The 18,805-nt window shown below is 43.2% G+C and carries 17 protein-coding genes and 1 riboswitch; of the genes, 14 read left to right on the top strand and 3 right to left on the bottom strand.

The genetic code is table 11. From position 1 onward, the window contains the following. The first annotated feature begins 248 nt into the window (after nt 1-248). From NZD89_RS28300 to NZD89_RS28250, 11 genes are all read left to right on the top strand, one after another. Complete coding sequence (locus NZD89_RS28300) at nt 249-959, top strand: peptidoglycan-binding domain-containing protein (protein ID WP_326492964.1); 711 nt, start codon at nt 249-251, stop codon at nt 957-959. After that, nucleotides 956-1,873, top strand: a complete 918-nt coding sequence (locus tag NZD89_RS28295) for an FAD:protein FMN transferase (RefSeq protein ID WP_268008817.1) — start codon at nt 956-958, stop codon at nt 1,871-1,873. Before NZD89_RS28300 ends, NZD89_RS28295 begins: the two co-directional genes overlap by 4 nt. Continuing rightward, nucleotides 1,822-2,562, top strand: coding sequence for a ferric reductase-like transmembrane domain-containing protein (locus NZD89_RS28290; RefSeq protein ID WP_326492963.1), 741 nt, complete (start codon nt 1,822-1,824; stop codon nt 2,560-2,562). Before NZD89_RS28295 ends, NZD89_RS28290 begins: the two co-directional genes overlap by 52 nt. A 190-nt stretch (nt 2,563-2,752) precedes the next feature. After that, complete coding sequence (locus NZD89_RS28285; protein WP_284286416.1) at nt 2,753-3,748, top strand: NAD(P)/FAD-dependent oxidoreductase; 996 nt, start codon at nt 2,753-2,755, stop codon at nt 3,746-3,748. Nucleotides 3,749-3,831: 83 nt separating this feature from the next. After that, on the top strand, nt 3,832-4,065 hold the full coding sequence (gene fdxA / locus NZD89_RS28280; RefSeq protein WP_268008814.1) for a 4Fe-4S ferredoxin: 234 nt from the start codon (nt 3,832-3,834) through the stop codon (nt 4,063-4,065). A gap of 470 nt (nt 4,066-4,535) precedes the next feature. Beyond that, the gene (locus NZD89_RS28275; RefSeq protein ID WP_268008813.1) at nt 4,536-5,252 is read left to right on the top strand and encodes a hypothetical protein; all 717 of its coding nucleotides are present in this window, start codon (nt 4,536-4,538) and stop codon (nt 5,250-5,252) included. A gap of 267 nt (nt 5,253-5,519) precedes the next feature. Beyond that, nucleotides 5,520-6,428, top strand: coding sequence for a helicase-related protein (locus NZD89_RS28270; protein WP_326492965.1), 909 nt, complete (start codon nt 5,520-5,522; stop codon nt 6,426-6,428). A gap of 441 nt (nt 6,429-6,869) precedes the next feature. Beyond that, entirely contained in the window at nt 6,870-7,400 is a 531-nt protein-coding gene (locus tag NZD89_RS28265; protein WP_268008811.1) for a hypothetical protein, read from the top strand. 461 nt (nt 7,401-7,861) lie between these two features. Further along, a complete protein-coding gene (locus NZD89_RS28260; protein ID WP_268008810.1) occupies nt 7,862-8,491 on the top strand; it encodes a GntR family transcriptional regulator in 630 nt (209 codons plus the stop codon). A gap of 122 nt (nt 8,492-8,613) precedes the next feature. Next, nucleotides 8,614-9,912 carry an MFS transporter gene (locus NZD89_RS28255; RefSeq protein WP_268008809.1) on the top strand — a complete coding sequence of 433 codons (1,299 nt, stop codon included), beginning with the start codon at nt 8,614-8,616 and terminating at the stop codon, nt 9,910-9,912. A 143-nt stretch (nt 9,913-10,055) separates the two neighbouring features. Further along, entirely contained in the window at nt 10,056-11,828 is a 1,773-nt protein-coding gene (locus NZD89_RS28250) for a methyl-accepting chemotaxis protein (protein WP_268008808.1), read from the top strand. Nucleotides 11,829-12,036: 208 nt separating this feature from the next. On the opposite strand, the gene NZD89_RS28245 is transcribed toward NZD89_RS28250, so the two are convergent. Then, complete coding sequence (locus NZD89_RS28245; RefSeq protein WP_268008807.1) at nt 12,037-12,927, bottom strand: LysR family transcriptional regulator; 891 nt, start codon at nt 12,925-12,927, stop codon at nt 12,037-12,039. Between the two features lie 192 nt (nt 12,928-13,119). On the opposite strand from NZD89_RS28245, the gene NZD89_RS28240 reads away from it, so the two are divergent. The 3 genes from NZD89_RS28240 (at nt 13,120) to NZD89_RS28230 (ending at nt 15,194) form a co-directional block, all read left to right on the top strand. Then, nucleotides 13,120-13,917 carry a fumarylacetoacetate hydrolase family protein gene (locus NZD89_RS28240; RefSeq protein WP_268008806.1) on the top strand — a complete coding sequence of 266 codons (798 nt, stop codon included), beginning with the start codon at nt 13,120-13,122 and terminating at the stop codon, nt 13,915-13,917. 149 nt (nt 13,918-14,066) lie between these two features. After that, on the top strand, nt 14,067-14,606 hold the full coding sequence (locus NZD89_RS28235) for an IS110 family transposase (RefSeq protein ID WP_268008805.1): 540 nt from the start codon (nt 14,067-14,069) through the stop codon (nt 14,604-14,606). Nucleotides 14,607-14,627: 21 nt separating this feature from the next. Continuing rightward, nucleotides 14,628-15,194, top strand: a complete 567-nt coding sequence (locus tag NZD89_RS28230) for a transposase (RefSeq protein ID WP_268008804.1) — start codon at nt 14,628-14,630, stop codon at nt 15,192-15,194. An 808-nt stretch (nt 15,195-16,002) separates the two neighbouring features. On the opposite strand, the gene NZD89_RS28225 is transcribed toward NZD89_RS28230, so the two are convergent. Further along, nucleotides 16,003-17,244, bottom strand: a complete 1,242-nt coding sequence (locus NZD89_RS28225; protein WP_268008803.1) for an Nramp family divalent metal transporter — start codon at nt 17,242-17,244, stop codon at nt 16,003-16,005. A gap of 10 nt (nt 17,245-17,254) precedes the next feature. Then, nucleotides 17,255-18,499 (bottom strand): magnesium transporter, encoded by a 1,245-nt coding sequence (locus NZD89_RS28220; protein WP_268008802.1) that lies wholly within the window; start codon nt 18,497-18,499, stop codon nt 17,255-17,257. Between the two features lie 122 nt (nt 18,500-18,621). Beyond that, a riboswitch (M-box (ykoK) riboswitch) is annotated at nt 18,622-18,790 on the bottom strand. Nucleotides 18,791-18,805 lie beyond the last annotated feature (15 nt).

The raw sequence follows: 18,805 nt of genomic DNA, 5'->3' as shown, positions 1-18,805 counted from the left end.
TAATTTGACGTTTATAGATGTTTGTAGAGCTTACAATCAGATGCCATTAGCATCAATGGCGATGGCGAACTCATTAGAACCCTCAAATAAAATCTATACACTCAAATGAAAATACACGTCAGAGCTACAGTTAGCAACTTGTGTCTAAGCAATTCTCCAGATTCTAAGGAAACCTTAAGCTCCTCTTCATTCAGCGTTAAGGATTTTACGGTTTAATATCCATGCAGGAGCCGAATTTCTGATTTGTTATGAAGAAAGGAGTTAAAACTTTGACCCCTACTGACCAAAGGAAACTGGAACGTGAACGTCGAGAGAGAAAATTCCGGATACGGCTCACTACACTGTCGTGGACTATGCCAGTCGTCGCATTTGGCAGTTTCTTTTCAATCTGGCACAGTATTAGTAATACCGTTAACCATCCATCGACATCAAGTCAGAAGACCGCTCCAGTAAGCGTTAAGGACATAAGATCTTCAAAATTGGATTCAAGGAAAATTGTCACTCCGTCTGTGTTATTTAAAATTGGCTCCGAGGGTCCTAACGTAAGTGTGATTCAAGAGCAATTATACGAACTCGGTTACTTTAACCACGACATCACCGAGAACTACGGTAGCGTTACGAAAGCTGCGGTAGAGTCCTTTCAAAAACATTACAACTTGGCGGTGACGGGAGAAGTCGACAGTGCCACAATGAATGCTCTCAAACAAGCCGTCAGAACCCATAAAATTAGGACTCTTGCTACGCTAACCAAAACAGAAGCCAATACTCAGTCCGGTCAGACTGGCTCTACAAACGGCAGCACGAGCGCTCAAAGTGGAACATCATCTCAAAGTCGATCATCTGCTCAAACAGTGCCTTCTCAGCCTTCTATACCGCCAACACAGTCGACTGGTACGAGCAGTGTGGCGCAAAGCCAGCAGAGCACGCCAATCACGAGTTCCTCGGCGTCCAGCCCATGAAGTCAGTTCGATTTCGGGCGATGGGAACCGATGTGGAAATCATTGTAGAAAATAACACCCTACAGGCGGACAGGACATATTCTATAATCAGTTGTGCTCGGCAAAGAATGACTTTGTTGGAATCACGGTTGTCTAGGTTTAGAGAAGACAGTGAACTTTCTCTCATTAACGTAAGATCAGGACAGTGGGTTGAAGTATCTGCTGATACTTTAGCTGTTCTTGATCTAGCCAATGATTACTTCGAGCGTACGAATGGGTTGTTTAACCCTTTCCTAGGACATGTGATGAATAACCTGGGTTATTCGGTGACATTTAAAGACATTGATAATGAAACCAAGGAACTGTTTCGAGTTGAATATCCATATTTACCACCTATACGTTCTCCTCTGCAATTAGACAAAACTACATCTCACGTACGCTTAGATAATGGTTTTAAGCTAGACTTGGGTGGTATTGCCAAAGGGTGGATTGTGGAACAAACTGCAGATGTCCTTCTTAGAAACGATGTCTTTAATTTCGTATGTAATGCGGGCGGAGATATAGTCTGTAAGGGGACAAACAATGGTGCACCATGGGTCGTCGGAATCACGGATCCATTTCATAGCCACCAATCAATATTCAATCTGGATGTGTTCAATGTGAGCGTGGCCACCAGTGGAACATATAACAGAAAGTGGTCTTACAATGGGAGAGATGTTCATCATATTATCGATCCGTTTTTGGGTGAACCAGTACAGACTGACATCGTCTCTTGCACAGTCGTTCACCCAAGCCTAGTTGAGGCGGAAGTGTTGGCAAAGGTTGCAATAATCCTTGGAAGCACAGTAGGAATTGAGTTTTTAGAAAAGCAAACTGATTGCAAATGGGTCATCGTGAAACATACGGGGGAGGTCGAGCATTCTTGCAGCTTATGAACGAACGTCAACGCTTCCCTTTCGTGGTAGCTTGCATTGCAACAGCAATCGTCGTCGGATTTTCGCTTCTAACCACACATTTAATCGATCCAGCCCCAAAAGCAGCGAACGAAACCTATTGGTACTTAGAACGTTCAGCAGGATTTACATCCTACGGGCTATTGTCTATTGCAGTACTGCTTGGTGCGTCCAGTTCGTTGTCGTTTTGGGAAAGGTGGAATATGAGAAAGCTCATGACACAGATGCATCAATACGCATCCCTCCTTGTGTTCCCCTTCCTTTTCTTTCATCTTTGGGGTCTGTACATGGACAAGTCCGTTTCGTTTGGTATCATCCAGTTGCTGATTCCATTGACGACAAGGTATCGAGCCATTCCGACAGCGTTGGGCATTCTTACGTTGTACGCATGGCTAACACTGATTGTGACTTCGTACTTTCGAGAAAAGATAGGTGTAAAAATATGGCGCGCAATTCATATTCTCTCTTTCCCGATGTTCTTCGCCGTTACCTTTCACGGTCTATTTTCAGGGACTGATTCCAATAAACTTTGGGCAGTATTGATCTACGTAGTTCCTACAGTCATATTTACAATTTTGTGCTTAAAAAGGATAAGAAAAAGCACAATAACCACCTCAAAAAACCATGTACCAAAACACGCCAACCAACGCACACAGGAGCATGTGCGTTGAGTCCAATACTAAATTGAAAGAGACGCTGTCATTAGTGTCTCTTTTTTGTTGGACATTTCCACACGAATCCGCCACACCCTCAGTTCATCCAGCCAAAATTTTTAAGGAGATTCTAAGGCTCCATTAAAGCTGGTTTCAGGCTTGTCCTTCACAATGAGTTTGCAAGGGAAAAAGACAGAAGGAGATGCGCATGGAGTCAATCAAGGACATTCTCATCATTGGAGGAGGACCAACTGGACTGTTTGCTTCATTTTATTGCGGTATGCGAAACGCATCCTGCAGCATTATCGACAGCCTACCGACATTAGGAGGACAATTGGCTACATTATATCCGGAAAAATACATTTATGATGTAGCTGGGTTTCCCAAAATACGTGCTATCGAGTTAGTGAAACAATTAATCCAGCAGAGTTCGGAGAGCAATCCAGAGGTTTATCTTAATGAATCTGTTCAAGCCCTAGATCGTCGAGAAAACGGACTTTTTGAGTTAAGAACGGACAAATCCATTCACTTTGGCAGAGCCGTTATCATCTGCGCAGGTATTGGTGGCTTTAAACCGAGGCCTTTGCCTATTGATAATGCTAACGACTACAGAAACAACGGGATTTACTACTTTATAGATGACCTTAAAAAGTTTGAAAACAAAAAAGTACTCATTGTCGGAGGCGGTGATTCTGCGGTAGATTACGCGCTCATGCTGTCTCTTACTGCACAATCTGTGACACTGGTCCATCGCCGGAATGAATTTAGAGCACATGAAGAAAGTATCAGACAACTTCAGAACTCTTCCGTTCGCATACTGACTCCTTTCGAACTCTCAAGCATTAATGGAACAAACGGAGTAGACGAAGCGATCATCGTGAACAATCAAAACGGTGATTTCATGAGACTCGATATTGACGTAATTGTGAGTGGCCTTGGTTTTTCGGCATCCTTAGGTCCCATTAAGGATTGGGGACTTGAGACGTTTAAGAATGAAATTGTGGTTAATTCGAAAATGGAAACCAACATACCTGGTGTCTATGCCGCAGGCGACATTGTCACATACCCTGGCAAAGTGAAATTGATTGCAACTGGTTTTGGTGAAGCCCCGACCGCAGTCAATAACGCTATTACCTTTATTCGACCGAACGAAAGACTGTCGCCAGGTCATAGTAGCAATCGCAAGGAACCCGTCGGTTCTTAGATTCTCATAGTAGATTTCAGCAAGACAGGGTTTTAATCTAAGACATCCAATACCAGTCCAGCCTAAAACGGAGGATGATTGATATGGCATACGTTATTACCTCACCATGTATCGGAGAAAAGTCAGCTGATTGCTTTGACGTGTGTCCGGTAGACGCAATAGCGGAAGGAGACGATCAATTTTATATTGATCCAAACACTTGTATCGATTGCGGTGCATGTGAAACAGCTTGTCCTGTTTCAGCAATTTTTGAAGAGAGTTTCATCCCTGACGAAGAGCGGTCATATATACGTAAAAATAGGGAGTTTTTTAAATAACTGAACTTTAAAGGTACGTAAATAACGAATACATGGTCCGGCGTGACAGCAAGGATAGGTAGCCGCTTCACACCTTTTGCCTGAATGCAACATATTGAATACCCTTTGGCGGAGACAGCCCTCTATAATGGGCTGTCTTTTTTATGTCGATGGGTAAAGCTCGGTACTCGCTAGGCAAATCCTCACTTGAAACCGAATGGTCTCCCTGCCCATACCTCAGAACGATAACATTTGGCGACGTGGTAGTTCTGTAAAGGAGAACTCCATATGATCTCCATACTGACTCCATCCGTGCCTCACAAGGCATGTATATACTCATTGATGTCGACGGATGATATCCCAAGACATTTTCGATTATATCGTTTTGCCTCCAGGGTAGCCGTACTCACGAGCAGTTGTTAAGTATGTACCATGGCCAAATGCTGCGTGGTCAATGGTAGATCAAATTAACAATTAAGAGAATGATGGAAATGGAGTATAAATTAATGAATACAGGGCGAAGTAGCAACAGAGGGTACACTCGAGTCGTACGTAACGAACGAATGACTGCATTTGCCGGTGCTATACTTTTCGTACTCATCGTTATAGAGCTTTTCATCACCGCAAACTTACACGCGCTTATTTCCGTACATATTTTTGTCGGTGTGCTTTTATCTGGACCGCTTATCGTCAAAATGTGTAGCACCGGCTACCGATTTTTTCGTTTCTATACGAGATCAGCTGTTTTCGTTCAGAAAGGACCGCCTAACATTTGGCTCCGGTTGTTAGCTCCTTTTCTGGTCATCATTACAGTTTTGGTCTTTATAAGTGGGTTCGGGCTCGCGGTAGTTGGACCCACCCATACTGGACTCTTTTTCAAGATTCATGCCGTAAGTGTCACTCTATGGTTGCCGCTCATCGCCGTTCATATTTATGCTCATATCCGAAAGGTACCACGTCAAATTGCAAACGATTGGAGCAAAAAATCGGAATTTCGTGTACCTGGGCGTGCAAGCCGAATAGGCATCAACAGCAGTGCGCTTGTTGTGGGATTTATTGCTGCTATTGTGATGATTCCAGTATCCACTCCGTGGCGTAAGTGGCATATCCACGGTGGGTTGCCAAGTCCACTTGCTTTGGGAATCGTGGCTGCTGTATTTGCTGTCCTAATCTCGATACCGCTTCTACGTAAAACCAGCAAAAGATAATCTCTTTTGGTAAAAGGCGTGCGAGATGTGCAATTTAAGCAATTAACGGTATTCGAATGTAGGAAGACACAAGCGATAGCAAAATAAGTTTGCTCAGAAGAAGGTTAGGATTCCAACCCGGTTGGCTTCACACGTTTAGCTCAGCACCCCGACATAGCGCGTGGGGTGCTACTTTCGTTTAATAACGTATACTCACGTCATACTTCACCCGGGCTTCCACCATGTATGTTATATAAATTTTACCATTTGAGCTAATTACATAACAACATCCATTGTGGATATCTTAGAAAAGGAGATGACCTTGCACAGGGCCGTCGATGCGTCGTCTTTGTAAGATATTCCGGCAAGGAATATCAGCAGGACGAACGCATACACGAATTATTGATTCGAGAAGGGATTAGGTCACGTTTATTGAAAGCAAGCGTCAAACCGCAGGACCGAGTCGCATGGATAGCCAAAGCGGTAGAGGACGACGTACAGGTCATCGTCTCGAATGTCACTTTGGTCCAGGTGGGTATTGATATGCTCGATTTCCCATCGCTCAATTTCTTTCAACTGACGGATCAGATCAACACTTTACGACAAGCATCCAGACGAGCATGGAGGATCAAACAGTCTCAGAAGTGCACGGCTCGTTTCTATGTAACAAACGGCTCATATGAAATGGTCCAATTCCGTCGCATGATGAAAAGACGTCTTTCCGCTATGTTACTGGAGGGACGCGCAGATAAGTCAGATTTGGCGATGTTCGGTGAGAAAGACGAATTCTCGTCTTCTACGTTTTCAATCGCAAGCTGTCTTGGAGACGTCAACGACCTCGAATCCAAGTGGCGAACGATAGCCGATAAGGATATTCCCCAGGGCGTCGTAATGCTGAAGGAGGACGAGTTCAAAGCCGAGATCGCCAAAGCAATGAAGAGACTGGCTGCGGAAACGCGGCGAGCTGCAGGACTGCCAGAAGTCGAACCAATTCCTCTGGTGTCCCAATCCAACGCGGAAAATCAGCTCGATTTGTTCAGTCTGCCAGAATTCGAAGAGTCACAGGAAACATCAAAACCACATGTTGCGCAGGACGAGCCGATGACTGTCGGTGCGCTGCGTAAGCAGATGGGGTTTGTGGTTAAAGCGAAAAAGAAAACGGTCAGCGATGACCAAATTCTCTTGTTCGCACTGTAGTACTATAATGTGCCAACCTAAAACTTATGTAGATCGTGAATAAAGTTGGTAACTGGTGAATATAGTTGGTAACCGGCAAATAAAGTCGGTAACAAGAATGGCATCCGTCCGAGACACGGATGCCTTTTTCGTTGCAACAAATTGGAAAGAATAAGGAGAGGTTTATTGGATAGTTATGCAGAACTTAGGCGTTGATCTTGTTGAACAAAAGGGCAGTTATGCAGAATAACGCCCAACCAAATCGGGTGATATTTCAAACCACATGTCTAAACGCAAAGACTTATCACAGATCAATGAGGTGTCCACAAGTTTCAGGAGATTTTCAGCCCAGCTTCACATGAATTTAATACAGCACCAGCATACTAAACATTGTGTCATTCCTAAACTGATTCTGACGAAGGCAAGAAGCGGAATCAGCAAAATCAAAGTTCGGGAGGTACTATGAAACAAAGTACACGTAATGTCCTGTTACCAGTATTGATGTTGATTGTTGCCTACGAATGGTTGGTCTCTTTCGTAAACAAATTAGTGGTTCCCGATTATTACAAAAATCTACAGCAACAAATGAGCCAGTCAATCTCGGGAATCCAATTCCATCCTTACGCAAATTTGATGAAAAACGTCGGAGTACCCAACGTGCATTTATTTGGGATATTGGTACCGCTTGGAGAAGTCTTTGTTGGCGTGAGTTTTGTAGCCCTTGCCGTTCAAATGTTTCGAACACACCATATACGGCGTGGATGGGCAGTTCTTGGACTGATTGCAAGCGTGGTAGCTGCATTTATGAGTTTAAATTATGCACTTATGGGTGGCGATACCCTATTTGTAAACGCTGCTAACGCTTTTCAGGAAGGGATATCGGTCGATTGGTTGTTATTTTTGATTGAAGTCTGCTTCGCGTTCGGTTTCTACTCAACTGTCAGACACTCAAGGACACGATTAGAAGCAGAAGTTGAGGACAATGCTGCCTGATTGCCAGTGCTAATACCATGCTAAAACTGACTATAAAGTGAAAACCAGTCCCCTTTGCGTCTTGCAGGGGGGATTTTTTATCTGCTCTCCATCTTCAACTAGTCATAATGAACGACACCGGCCCCATTTCGTAGGTCTTGGATTACACTGAATCTTGAGAAACCAGTGCAGAGCCACATACGAAAGGAGCCTTACTATGAAGACTATCACAAAGTTTGTAGGTTTGGATGTATCTAAGGAAAATTTCACTCCTCTTTCCTATTCAAAGAGATAAGCAGCGTTCAAAAATAAATTAAGATTAAACGTCACAAATCTTATCAATCAATTAAATATTGCAAGCACTTACATGTCATAATATACTATATATCACATACGGCATGCAACATATGATATTCCGTATACGGTATACAGAACATGATTAACTGCTAAACTGCTAAACAAACATATAAGGGGGGACAATATTGAAAATCACGAAGCCAAAACCAGTTAATCAGCAAGTTTACGATTATTTGTTCAACCAAATTATCGAAGGGACGTTACCTGCAGGCACACGCTTATCTGAAGATAAGATTTCTGAACAAATGGGTGTTAGTCGAACGCCGGTTCGAGAATCAATCTTAAAACTAGAGCATGAAGGCTTACTTCGTAATAAATGTGTTATCGAACCGACTCTTCAAGAAATTAACGAATGTTACGAAGTTCGTATTCTTCTGGAGAGTTATGCAGCCAAAAAAGCAGCTACCATCATGAGTACAGAAGAGAAAAGTAGGTTAAAGGAACTCTTAGTTAGCGCTAAAGACAGTGACTTTGGGACAGCTATGAAAGCGCACACGGAGTTTCACAATACAATTGTTCGAGCTTGTGGAAACACTTATATCGCTCAACAGATTGAACGCCTACAAGCCATCATTATGATATGTCGCCAGGATATTGTAAGAAATCGACCAGAACTCGCTCATGAACACGATTTAATTTATGAGGCCATCTTTAATGGAGATGAGGATCTGGCGGAATCAATAATGAAACAACATCTATTAGAAAACCACCAAAAAGTATTAAGTCGTTTGTCGGTAGTGGGGGCAAATGTATAAAAAAATTAACCCGATAAATGGTGACATTTATCAATTATCCACCTCACTAGAATCAAGTTGTATCTTGAACAGACAGCCCAATAACGTCATGGGAAATTGCCGGTAAGGGGAGTTGATAATATATGGCGATTTCAATGAGCATTGAAAGTTCTTCTGCCAAAACCTCGGGTAGAGCATATGCAATTTTGGGTGGCGCATGGGGTGCTTGGCTATTCGATGCCATGGATTCAGGTGTTTTTAGTTTTGTGATGTTGGCAATTGCTCATTCATTCCATACGACATTGGCAAACGTTGTAGGTACTATGGCATGGTTTCTCCTAGCTACAGGGATCGGAGGATACCTACTCGGTAACATAGCGGATTATATAGGTCGTAAGCCTACAATTCTAATTTCTGTGTTTATATACGGTGTGGGTACTTTGCTATGTGGAAGCTCACATTCATTAGGTGAATTAAACTTATACCGATTTATTGTCGGGATTGCTGTCGGTGGACTCTGGTCAGGTGCAGCGAGTTTAGTTTCAGAGGTTTGGAAACCGGAAGGCCGTGCTAAAGCATTAGCTATCTTACAAACTGGATGGTCAGGTGGAAATTTATTGGCGGCTATTTTCGCTTGGAACATTCTAGGGGCGAATCATAGCCCTGAAGCTTGGAGAGATCTCTTTTATATTTCAAGTATTCCAGCACTGATTGTATTCGTGTATTGTATCTTCTTTGTGAAAGAATCACATATATGGATCGCAAATAAAAGCTCTATCCGTAAAAATGCAAAGAGTCAAAACCCGCTTGAAATTTTCAAACCCCAATACCTTCGTCAAACACTATTTGCATTAATAATATCGATTTTCACGATGATTGGTTATTGGATGATTATCACTTTTGCTCCAACCTACTTACAAAGTATCTTGCATATCAACATTGGACAAGCACCAATATTTCTTGTCTGGACAGGTATTGGTGGAATAGTCGGCTATCTCGTATACGGTGTTCTGGCAGAAAAAATTGGACGCCGTCATAGCTTTTCCTTGTTCTTCTTTTTCATGGTAATTATGGTGCCTGTTTTTACGTTTACTGCGAGTCATATGCCACTGACCAATGGAAAATTGGTATTAGACGGTGGGAATGTATTTACAATGGGTCTTGTCTCTGCATTGGTTGGTTTTGGTACGGGCTACTTTAGTGGATTTGGCGCGTGGTATTCAGAACTATTCCCAACTAATATTCGCTCTACAGCCAGTGGATTTTGCTTCAATTTTGGTCGTGTCGGGGCAATCTTCGGAATTCTAGCAGCCCCACATCTTATTAAAATTATTGGCTTCTCATTAACCATTAGTATCGCATCTTTAACTTTCTTTTTAGCAGGTATTCTCGTATACACACTACGCGAGACTAAAGGTACGATTATCACGAGTGAAAACTGAGATAAATATGTTGGCAAACTAGCGACTTATTGCTCGTCGCTAGTTTGCATGTGAAAGATTCCCTTAAAAAATTTAGTTGATGTAACAATAGTATTTCATTAACATGAAATGGTTTTTAAATAATGGTAAGGGAGGAAACTAGTTTGCAAATTGAAAACGAAAGAAAATCAACAAATACCTTGTTTAGTATCAGAACAAAACTAATGAGTATTGCTCTTCTAATGCTAGTAGTTCCTAGTTTAGTGGTTGGAATCATATCGTATAACGTTGCGCACAACCAATTAAATTCATCCAGCAAAATTGCACTTCAAAACGACGTAAAACTAGTAAACAACACTATCAGTATTTTGAACAGCGAAGTTCAAGCTGGTCAAATTTCTCTTGCGTCAGCCCAAGAACAAGTAAAGAGAATGGTTCTTGGCCCTGTTCAATCGAACGGCATGCGTCCTATCAATCCAGACTACAATATCGGTAATCATCGTGGTTTCTTCTACATTCTGAATACCAAAGGTGATTCGCTAGCGAGTCCAACCTCAGAAGGAAAAAATATTTGGAATTCCAAAGATGCGAATGGTTTTTACATGATTCAAGCGGTGATAAAAGCAGCTCAATCTGGTGGTGGCTTTACGACCTACCAATGGCCCTTACCGAATAACCCAAAACAGCTATCTCAGAAAATTGTCTACTCAGATATGGCACCTGCCTGGGGGTGGGTGATCGCGGTCGGTTCCTATACAAGTGATTTTAACAGTGGTGCGAACCACGTCTTAACAAATATGCTCATTACTCTCGTCATTTCGCTTATTTTAGGTGCAGTTATTATCGTTCTCTTTGCAAATAGACTGTCTCGTCCAATTAAGCAAATGGCGACGCAAGTTGAGAAAGTTGCACAAGGTGATTTAGGTATTGAACCTCTTCATTTTAAAAATCGAGATGAAATTGGAGTCCTAGCTCGAGGTTTTAATTTGATGACAACGAGTCTTAAGGAAGTTATTTCTAAGGTTAGTATGATGTCGGACCAACTTGCGGCATCGTCAGAAGAACTATCCGCTAGTACTGACGAAAACAGTAAGGCAATTGAACAGGTTACTTCAACCATTCAAGAAGTGGCAGTTGGCGCAGAGAATCAAGGTCGAAGCGTTGAGGAAACAGTAAAGACAATTGGAGACTTAACAAATGGAATGAACGTGGTAGCAAAGAACGCTGAAGATGTTTCCCAATCTGCTGCACAAGCCTCACAAGCAGCAGACGAAGGTAACCAAACAATTCAGTTGGCTATTGAGAAAATGAATTCGATTGAAACGGCTATGAACAATTTATCTGGTGTCGTTTTAAACCTAGGGGAACGTTCCAGCGAAATCGGAAAAATCGTAGAAACAATTGAACAAATTTCTAGTCAAACCAACCTATTATCTTTAAATGCAGCTATTGAAGCAGCCCGCGCCGGTGAAAGTGGTCGTGGATTCGCTGTTGTTGCGTCCGAGGTACGTAAGCTGGCTGAGCAATCCGCACGTGCAACCCAGCATATTTCTGAAATAATTGGCGGCATCCAATATGAAGCGAAAGATGCTGTAGAGTCGATGGAAATCGCTAAACAGGAAGTATCTTCTGGATTAGATACAGTAGATACAGCGGGACACACCTTCGAAGGTATTAAGTCCTCGGTGGATAGCGTTGCAAATCAAATTCAAGAAGTGTCTATTTCCGTTTCAAGGATGCTTGAAGGCACAACGAATCTGCACAATGTGATTCAAGATGTATCCCATGTAACTGCCACGACTACAACTGGTGTAGAAACTGTTTCTGCCGCTTCACAAGAACAGTTAGCATCCATTGAGGAAATTGCTGCATCAGCAAATTCACTCAGCCAGATGGCTGAAGAGTTACAACATGTTATTAGTCGCTTCAAGATGTAACCTGCGTCAATTCGTCTTGACCTCCACGGTTTGTGGAGGTCTTTTTTTCTTCGCTCTAGTTGTTACAGTGTTCATGGAAAATAAAGTCGTATAGCGAAAATACTGAACAATACTAACTGGGTCATAAAGTCCAGCGGGTTTGCTTTCTCTTAGCAGTATAAGTACCAAATTGGAAAAATCGTTATTAGAAAAACGGACTAAATCCAGCTTAGACCTTTTCCATTCTAGGAGCATATTGTTCACTTACAAACTTCTTAAAGCGTGAGGTAACTGGCGATTCATACTGCCCTTCAATTGAAGCCATCCCAATCACCCGTTGACACCTTGGTTCACTGAGTCTAATCTGAACAATTTTGCGATTATCCAAGCCTGTATCGGGGAGTATGGATACGCCTAGTCCAGCAGCGACCAAACCTGCCACTGTCGTAACTTCCTCTCCTTCAAACGCAACATTGGGGCTGACTCCTGTCTGATGAAATAACCGATCCGTGGTCTCGCGTATCGTAAACCCCGTCTTAAAAAAGATAAACGATTCGTTTATAATTTCGTCCAATTGGATACTTTCAGCCCCGGCCAAAGGATGGTCTGCCGACAGAGTAATATAAAGTTCTTCCGTCCAAAGTGGCATCCACTGAATTGGAATTTGTGGTTCAGCTGGCTCAGGAATCAAACAAATGTCCAAATCACCTGAGAACAACTTGTCCAGCAATGGATAACTGTAATTTTGGTTTAACTGAAGTCTGATCATAGGAAATTGAACCCGAAAAGCACTTATTAAGTCAGGAATCAAACCGCTCAGCGTATGCGTGAACCCAATTGCTACCTCTCCATGCTCGGGATGTATCAAATCATGAATCTCCTTGTTTGCTCTATCAAACTCCTTCAAAATGCGATCCACGTGACTCAAAAAAATCTGCCCATATCGGTTTATTTTAATACTACGCCCCCTCCGTTCAAACAGTGGAGCACCAATATCTTCTTCCAGTCGTGCGATGGATTTGCTTAGAGCTGGCTGAGTGATAGATAAAGTCTCAGCTGCACGAGTTACGTGCTGTAGACGGGCTAGAGTTTGAAAATACTCAAGTTGCTGCCACTCCATTGATAGCCCTTCCTTTCAGGTTTGCTTATTCTAATCAGGAATTAAAAATATAATTATAATAAATTTAACATTACGATTTGTCTATTGTAGTATCGTAAAGTGAAGTCTGAGGAATTAGTAGGCTGTTCGACTTGAATTGGTCGGATTTATTTCAAAATGGAGGATAAAGCCCCATTTTTATGAAGTGAGGTAATGAAGGTGCTACAGAAAACACAAAAGATAATTCGTTACCAAAGGAATGACGGTACTATACACTATGGAATTATTGAGGATGACGAAATTGTACAACTGTCAAGCGATTTTTCTGAACTTGTAAACAATGAGTTAAAATATGACGGTGTAAGAGCTAAATATAGTGATGTGAAAATTTTGGAGCCAGTAGTACCCTCAAAAATAGTTAACTTCGGCTGGACGTATGCTGGACACGCAACCGAGACTGGAGGCATCGCGAATCTCAAAGAACCTTTTTTGTTTTTAAAACCAACATCTTCTTTGATTCCAGATAACGGAGAAATATTTCTTCCCTCAAGTGATTTAACTAATCAGGTAGAAATGGAAGGGGAAGTGGCACTCGTTATTGGTAAACGTGGCAAAGATATAAAAGAAGAAGAGGCATTAGACTATGTCTTTGGCTGCACCATATTTAATGATGTAACTGCAAGAGATCTTACCAAAACAGATCCACAGTTTACACGCGGTAAAGGTTTTGACACTTTTGGTCCGTTAGGTCCCTGGATTGTAACGGGTATAGATCCAACTAATTTACGAATAGTTACGACATTAAATGATAGTGTCGTACAAATGGGTAATACTAACAAAATGTCACTTTCAATCCCTTTCCTTATTAGCTGGATTTCACAGATTATGACTCTGGAGCCTGGTGATGTCTTGGCTACTGGTTCACCTTCTGGCAGTTGTCCAATGAAGTCAGGTGACATAGTAACTGTGGAAGTAGAGAATATAGGTAAGCTACGTAATTATGTAAAGTAGCAAGCTGCTGTTGGTGTTATTGCTTATTTATAGATGGTTTCCTTTTTGTACTAGTCATAATGAACGACACCGGCTCCGTTTCGCACATCGTGGTTTACACTGAGACTTGAGGGCACAGTGCAGAGCCACATACGAAGGGAGCCGATACTATGAAGACTATCACAAAGTTTGTAGGTTTGGATGTGTCTAAGGAAAGCATCGCAGTTGCGGTAGCAGACGAGGGTCGTGGTGAACCGAGATATATCGGAATGTTCCCTCATACGGTGGAAGCTGTAAGGAGTTTAGTACATAGACTGTCTGCAGATGGTGTAGAACTGGAGTTTTGCTACGAAGCTGGGCCGACAGGCTATGGACTGTATCGACTACTGCACGCAATGGACATGCCGTGTACCGTTGTCGCACCGTCACTCATTCCGGTTCGCCAAGGCGATCGGGTGAAGACAGACAAGCGTGATGCGTTGAGATTGGCACAGTTGTTCCGTGCTGGTGAATTAGTTGGAGTCTTCGTTCCAAATGAGGAGAACGAGTCATTACGGGATTTGGTGCGGGCACGGGAAGATGTGGTGGAGGACCGTACACGGGCCAGACATCGGATATCAAAGTTTCTTCTCCGGCATAATCGTTATCCTGAGACCAAATTGCGTGCTTGGGGAGCTATGCATCGTCGGTGGTTGGACGGCCTCAAATGAGCGGATCGCCGAGAACAAGTGGTGTACCAGGAGTATTTGCATCACTTAGACGAGATTGAGGGGCGTCTAAAACGTCTTGAGGCAGCTATACACTTGGAGGCAACGGAAAGTGAGAGAGCTCCGGTGATTCAAGCTTTGCAAACACTGAAGGGTGTTGCAGAGGTCATCGCAACATCATTGGTCGCTGAGGTTGGAGAGTTTCGTCGATTCCGGAATCCAAAGCAATTGATGGCGTATGCTGGATTGGTACCATCTGAGTACTCAAGTGGTGTGTCTCGAAAGCAAGGTAGAATCACGAAGTCTGGGAATGCCCATCTCAGACGAGTTCTCGGTGAGGCAGCATGGTGTTACCGATACAAACCCGCTATTAAAGGGAAGATTCGTAAGCGGCAAGAGGGACAGAGTCCCAAGATTCAGGACATTGCTTGGCGAGCACAGGACAGGCTTCATCGAAAGTATATGAAGATGGTATCTAGAGGTAAGCATCACAATGTAGCCATCACTTCAGTAGCTAGAGAATTGTTGGGATTTATATGGGCCATCGCATGTGAGGCAGAGCGACAGATGAAAACATCGACTGCGATATAACTTTTGTGGGATAGAACTGTAATAAAGAAGGATTGTAGTTAGGGTTAAAGGTCGGGACTGAAGGCATAGGAATCCGGTACGGGGAAACCTCGTCCCCCGTTTGTGCAAGGTCCAGAACCTGACGCACGTGACTAGTCCGAGGCAGCCCCATGACGGAGGTACGAAATGTGGTAACCACCCCACGGATATCAGTGTGCCAACCGTCGATGAACCTATGCCTTCGGTCCGGGCTTTTAACCCCATCACGACACGGGGCTTGACGGTATCGTTCATATCAACGGGGGCGTTAATTCAATAAGACGTCAGAAGAAACACATATGTAATGAGTACAATTCATGTATACGTCATCCGAAACAGGCAATATTGAATTAAGAGGTTCATCCAGACCGATAGACCCGAGTTCCCACCCATGCGTGTCAACGGACAACACATGTGGCTTTAGGAGACGGTAGGGCAGGAGGCCGAGATGTACCTCTTTCATTATGCGGTTAGTTGTTTGAACTTTGGCTTATGTACCGATACAGTGTTACATAGTTTCCAATCTTACTTGAAGTCTGGGGCGGGTTTTCATATTAGCCTTATGATACGTTTAGGTGGGTCTATTCTTTGAATGGGGGATACCACAACGCGGTACAGACGTGTGTTTGCCGTTGTTCATTTTCTTTGGATTACATTGTGGATTTTAGGAGAAGGTTTGTTGAAAAATCATTCGTCAATTGCTTCCTTTTCACTTTGGGCGGCAATTGCACTTGCCGCCCTTTCAACCGTATGGACAGTTATAATGCTTCGAAACAGGCGGTAATGACTGTTAGCCAACCGACATCACGAGTAAAACGATTGATAGGACAACCAAAATTGCAATCGTTAGCCATCCAATAATATTGTTCCACCGCTTGTTTACATACTTGCCCATCACGCGTGTATTGTTTACGAGCAACATCATAGCGATCAGGACGACTGGCAGCAAGATACCATTAATCCGTTGTGACCATAAGGTGATTCCAATCAGCGGAGCGTCTGGAATCATGATAATGGCCGCTGCGAGCACGAGGATAATCGTGTACAAGACATAAAACTGTGGAGCTTCCTTCCATTTCTTTTCGATCCCCGCTTCAAATCCAAACGCCTCACAGACGTAAAATGCTGTAGCGACCGGAAGAATCGTGGCAGAAAAAATCGAAGCGATGTAGAGACCAAAGGCAAAGACCTGGCTGGCGAAAGCACCCGCCATGGGCTTCAATGCTATTGCCGCATCTTTCGCATCATTAATGACTGTTCCATGATCGTTATGGTATAGGGTCGCCCCAGTGGCAACGATGATGAAGAAGGCGACAACAACTGTGGCAAGACATCCGACAAGTACGTCAATAAGCGTGTATTTGTAATCCCGAATTTTTAATCCCTTTTCGATTACGGCGGACTGCATATAAAACTGCATCCATGGTGCAATCGTCGTCCCGACAATTCCTATGACTGTGGAGATGTAGTTGAAGTTTGTGGAGATAGTCGGATGAACAATCGACGTTCCAATCGCACCCCACTGTGGCTTACCCATAAGTGCAGAAACGATATAGGACAATAATGCTAAACTAAAGATGAGAAATATACGCTCAGCAAAGCTATAATTGCCTTTGACGACCAGTATCCAAACAACGAGTGCCGTAAGCGGTATGGATATGTACTTACTGACATGAAATACCTGCATACTTCCAGCAACACCGGCAAACTCGGTCATGGTATTCCCGATATCCGCGATTAAAAGACCGACGAAAATCAGAAACGTAATTTTAACACCCGCATTTTCCCGAATCAGGTCAGCTAACCCTTTTCCTGTGACTATCCCCATCCGTGCGTTCATTTCCTGCACGATAAACAAAACGACGCCCGACGGGATGAGAGTCCATAACAGATTGTATCCATAAGTGGCACCAGCGACAGCGTATGTAGTGATTCCACCAGCGTCATTATCGACACTTCCCGTGATAATTCCTGGTCCGACAAGTGCCAGGAAGAACAGAATGCGTCGTCCAAATGTCATTTCAGTCCTCATCAAGTCCCTCCTAGCGTTTACGACGTGATTTCAAAAGATGATCCACAACATCACTCAGCAAAATAGTCCCCAGTAACTCGTCATCCCGACTCACCACGGGCATAACTACCAGGTTGTACTTTGTCATTTTTGACAATAACTCATCAATGTCTTCATCGTCGTAGACGGTAATTGGTTCCGATTCCATTACCTTTTCAATTTGCTCTGAGTTCTCTGCGATAACCAAATCACGTAAGGTAATATATCCTTGCAACCTCTTGTGTTCATCAACAACAAACGTATAATAGGCAATTTCGGCTTCAGGTTTCTCAGTGCGTATATAAGAAAGTGCATCAGCACATGACAAGTTCTTTTGAATTGCGACCATTTCAGTGGTCATCATGCTTCCGACACTATCCTCTGGGTACCCCATGAGGTCTTGAATCTCAGCACGACTATCAACGTCCATCGCATTGAGGATCTCATCCGCTTTGTCACCGCTAATTTCATCTAGAATGTCCGCTACCTCGTCTGCCGGAAGTCGTCCCAGCATATCAACCGCCTGGTTCGTGGTCATATTTTCGACAACAGAAGCTTGTGCGTCTGGTTCAAGCTCCTCTAAAACGTCCGCCGCGGTTTCCACATCAAGGGACGAAAAGATGCCTAAACGAGTCGTTCGGTCAAGGTCCTCTAATATGTCAGCAACATCTGATGGATGCAACGTAGATAATTTTGTGTAGGTGTTAGAAAGTTTAATACCACGATTCGACGAATCGATTGTCTCCACTTCATCCCAAAGCAATAAATTACTCGCTATTGTGACGTTAAAGGGCCTTAGCAGTTTTTTAAGCGGTTTTGCTACTCCAAGTCGACGAAGGAACCCCTCGAATCCAACATCGAAAGCAACCACATAGGTACCTGTAGATAGAGCGACGAGACGTAAATCATTCACTCGCACAACTTTACGCCCGTACATATCGACAATTTGCTTGTCCAGGATATCTTGAACGAGGCAAAGCCAACCCTCTTTATTTTCGATTTCCCGAAGTTTTTGGCACTCAATACGGTATTGCGAATGCACTTTTGTAATTGAGAAGTCACTAATGTCTGCGATCACCGTTTTATGTTTCTGTTTAATTTTAACGGCTATTGCCCGTGGTCTAACGGACTCCAAATCAACAATGATATCGCGAAGCTTGCCAACGGCGACATTGTCTGATGAAAAAACTGCATTATTAATGACCCGGCTTAAGTAAAATGTCGTGCCAAACTTCAAGTTAATTCACCCCCTGCTCCAACGCACAATCATCTAAATGATTCCCTGCATCGAATGTAATAGTCAATTTTTCCCAAAATAAAAGGTACCTCTACATACACAAGGAGGTACCCTAATTATCACGCCGTTCCCCCTTGTTGAGTTTTAGCACTGCACAACGTAGAGCAATCTTTGCTCAGCCATGTTAAGTAGAGCCTTAATCCGGCAATACCTGTTGACCCATTGGCGTCTTTCGACGTTTCCGGGTAATGGCGTATGTTCGTACAGACGCCTCACCTAACGAGGACATATTAAATTGACGGCTAA

The sequence above is a fragment of the Alicyclobacillus fastidiosus genome (assembly GCF_026651875.1).
GTDB classification, from domain to species: domain Bacteria; phylum Bacillota; class Bacilli; order Alicyclobacillales; family Alicyclobacillaceae; genus Alicyclobacillus; species Alicyclobacillus fastidiosus.
This window is presented reverse-complemented; position numbering and strand designations above follow the sequence as displayed.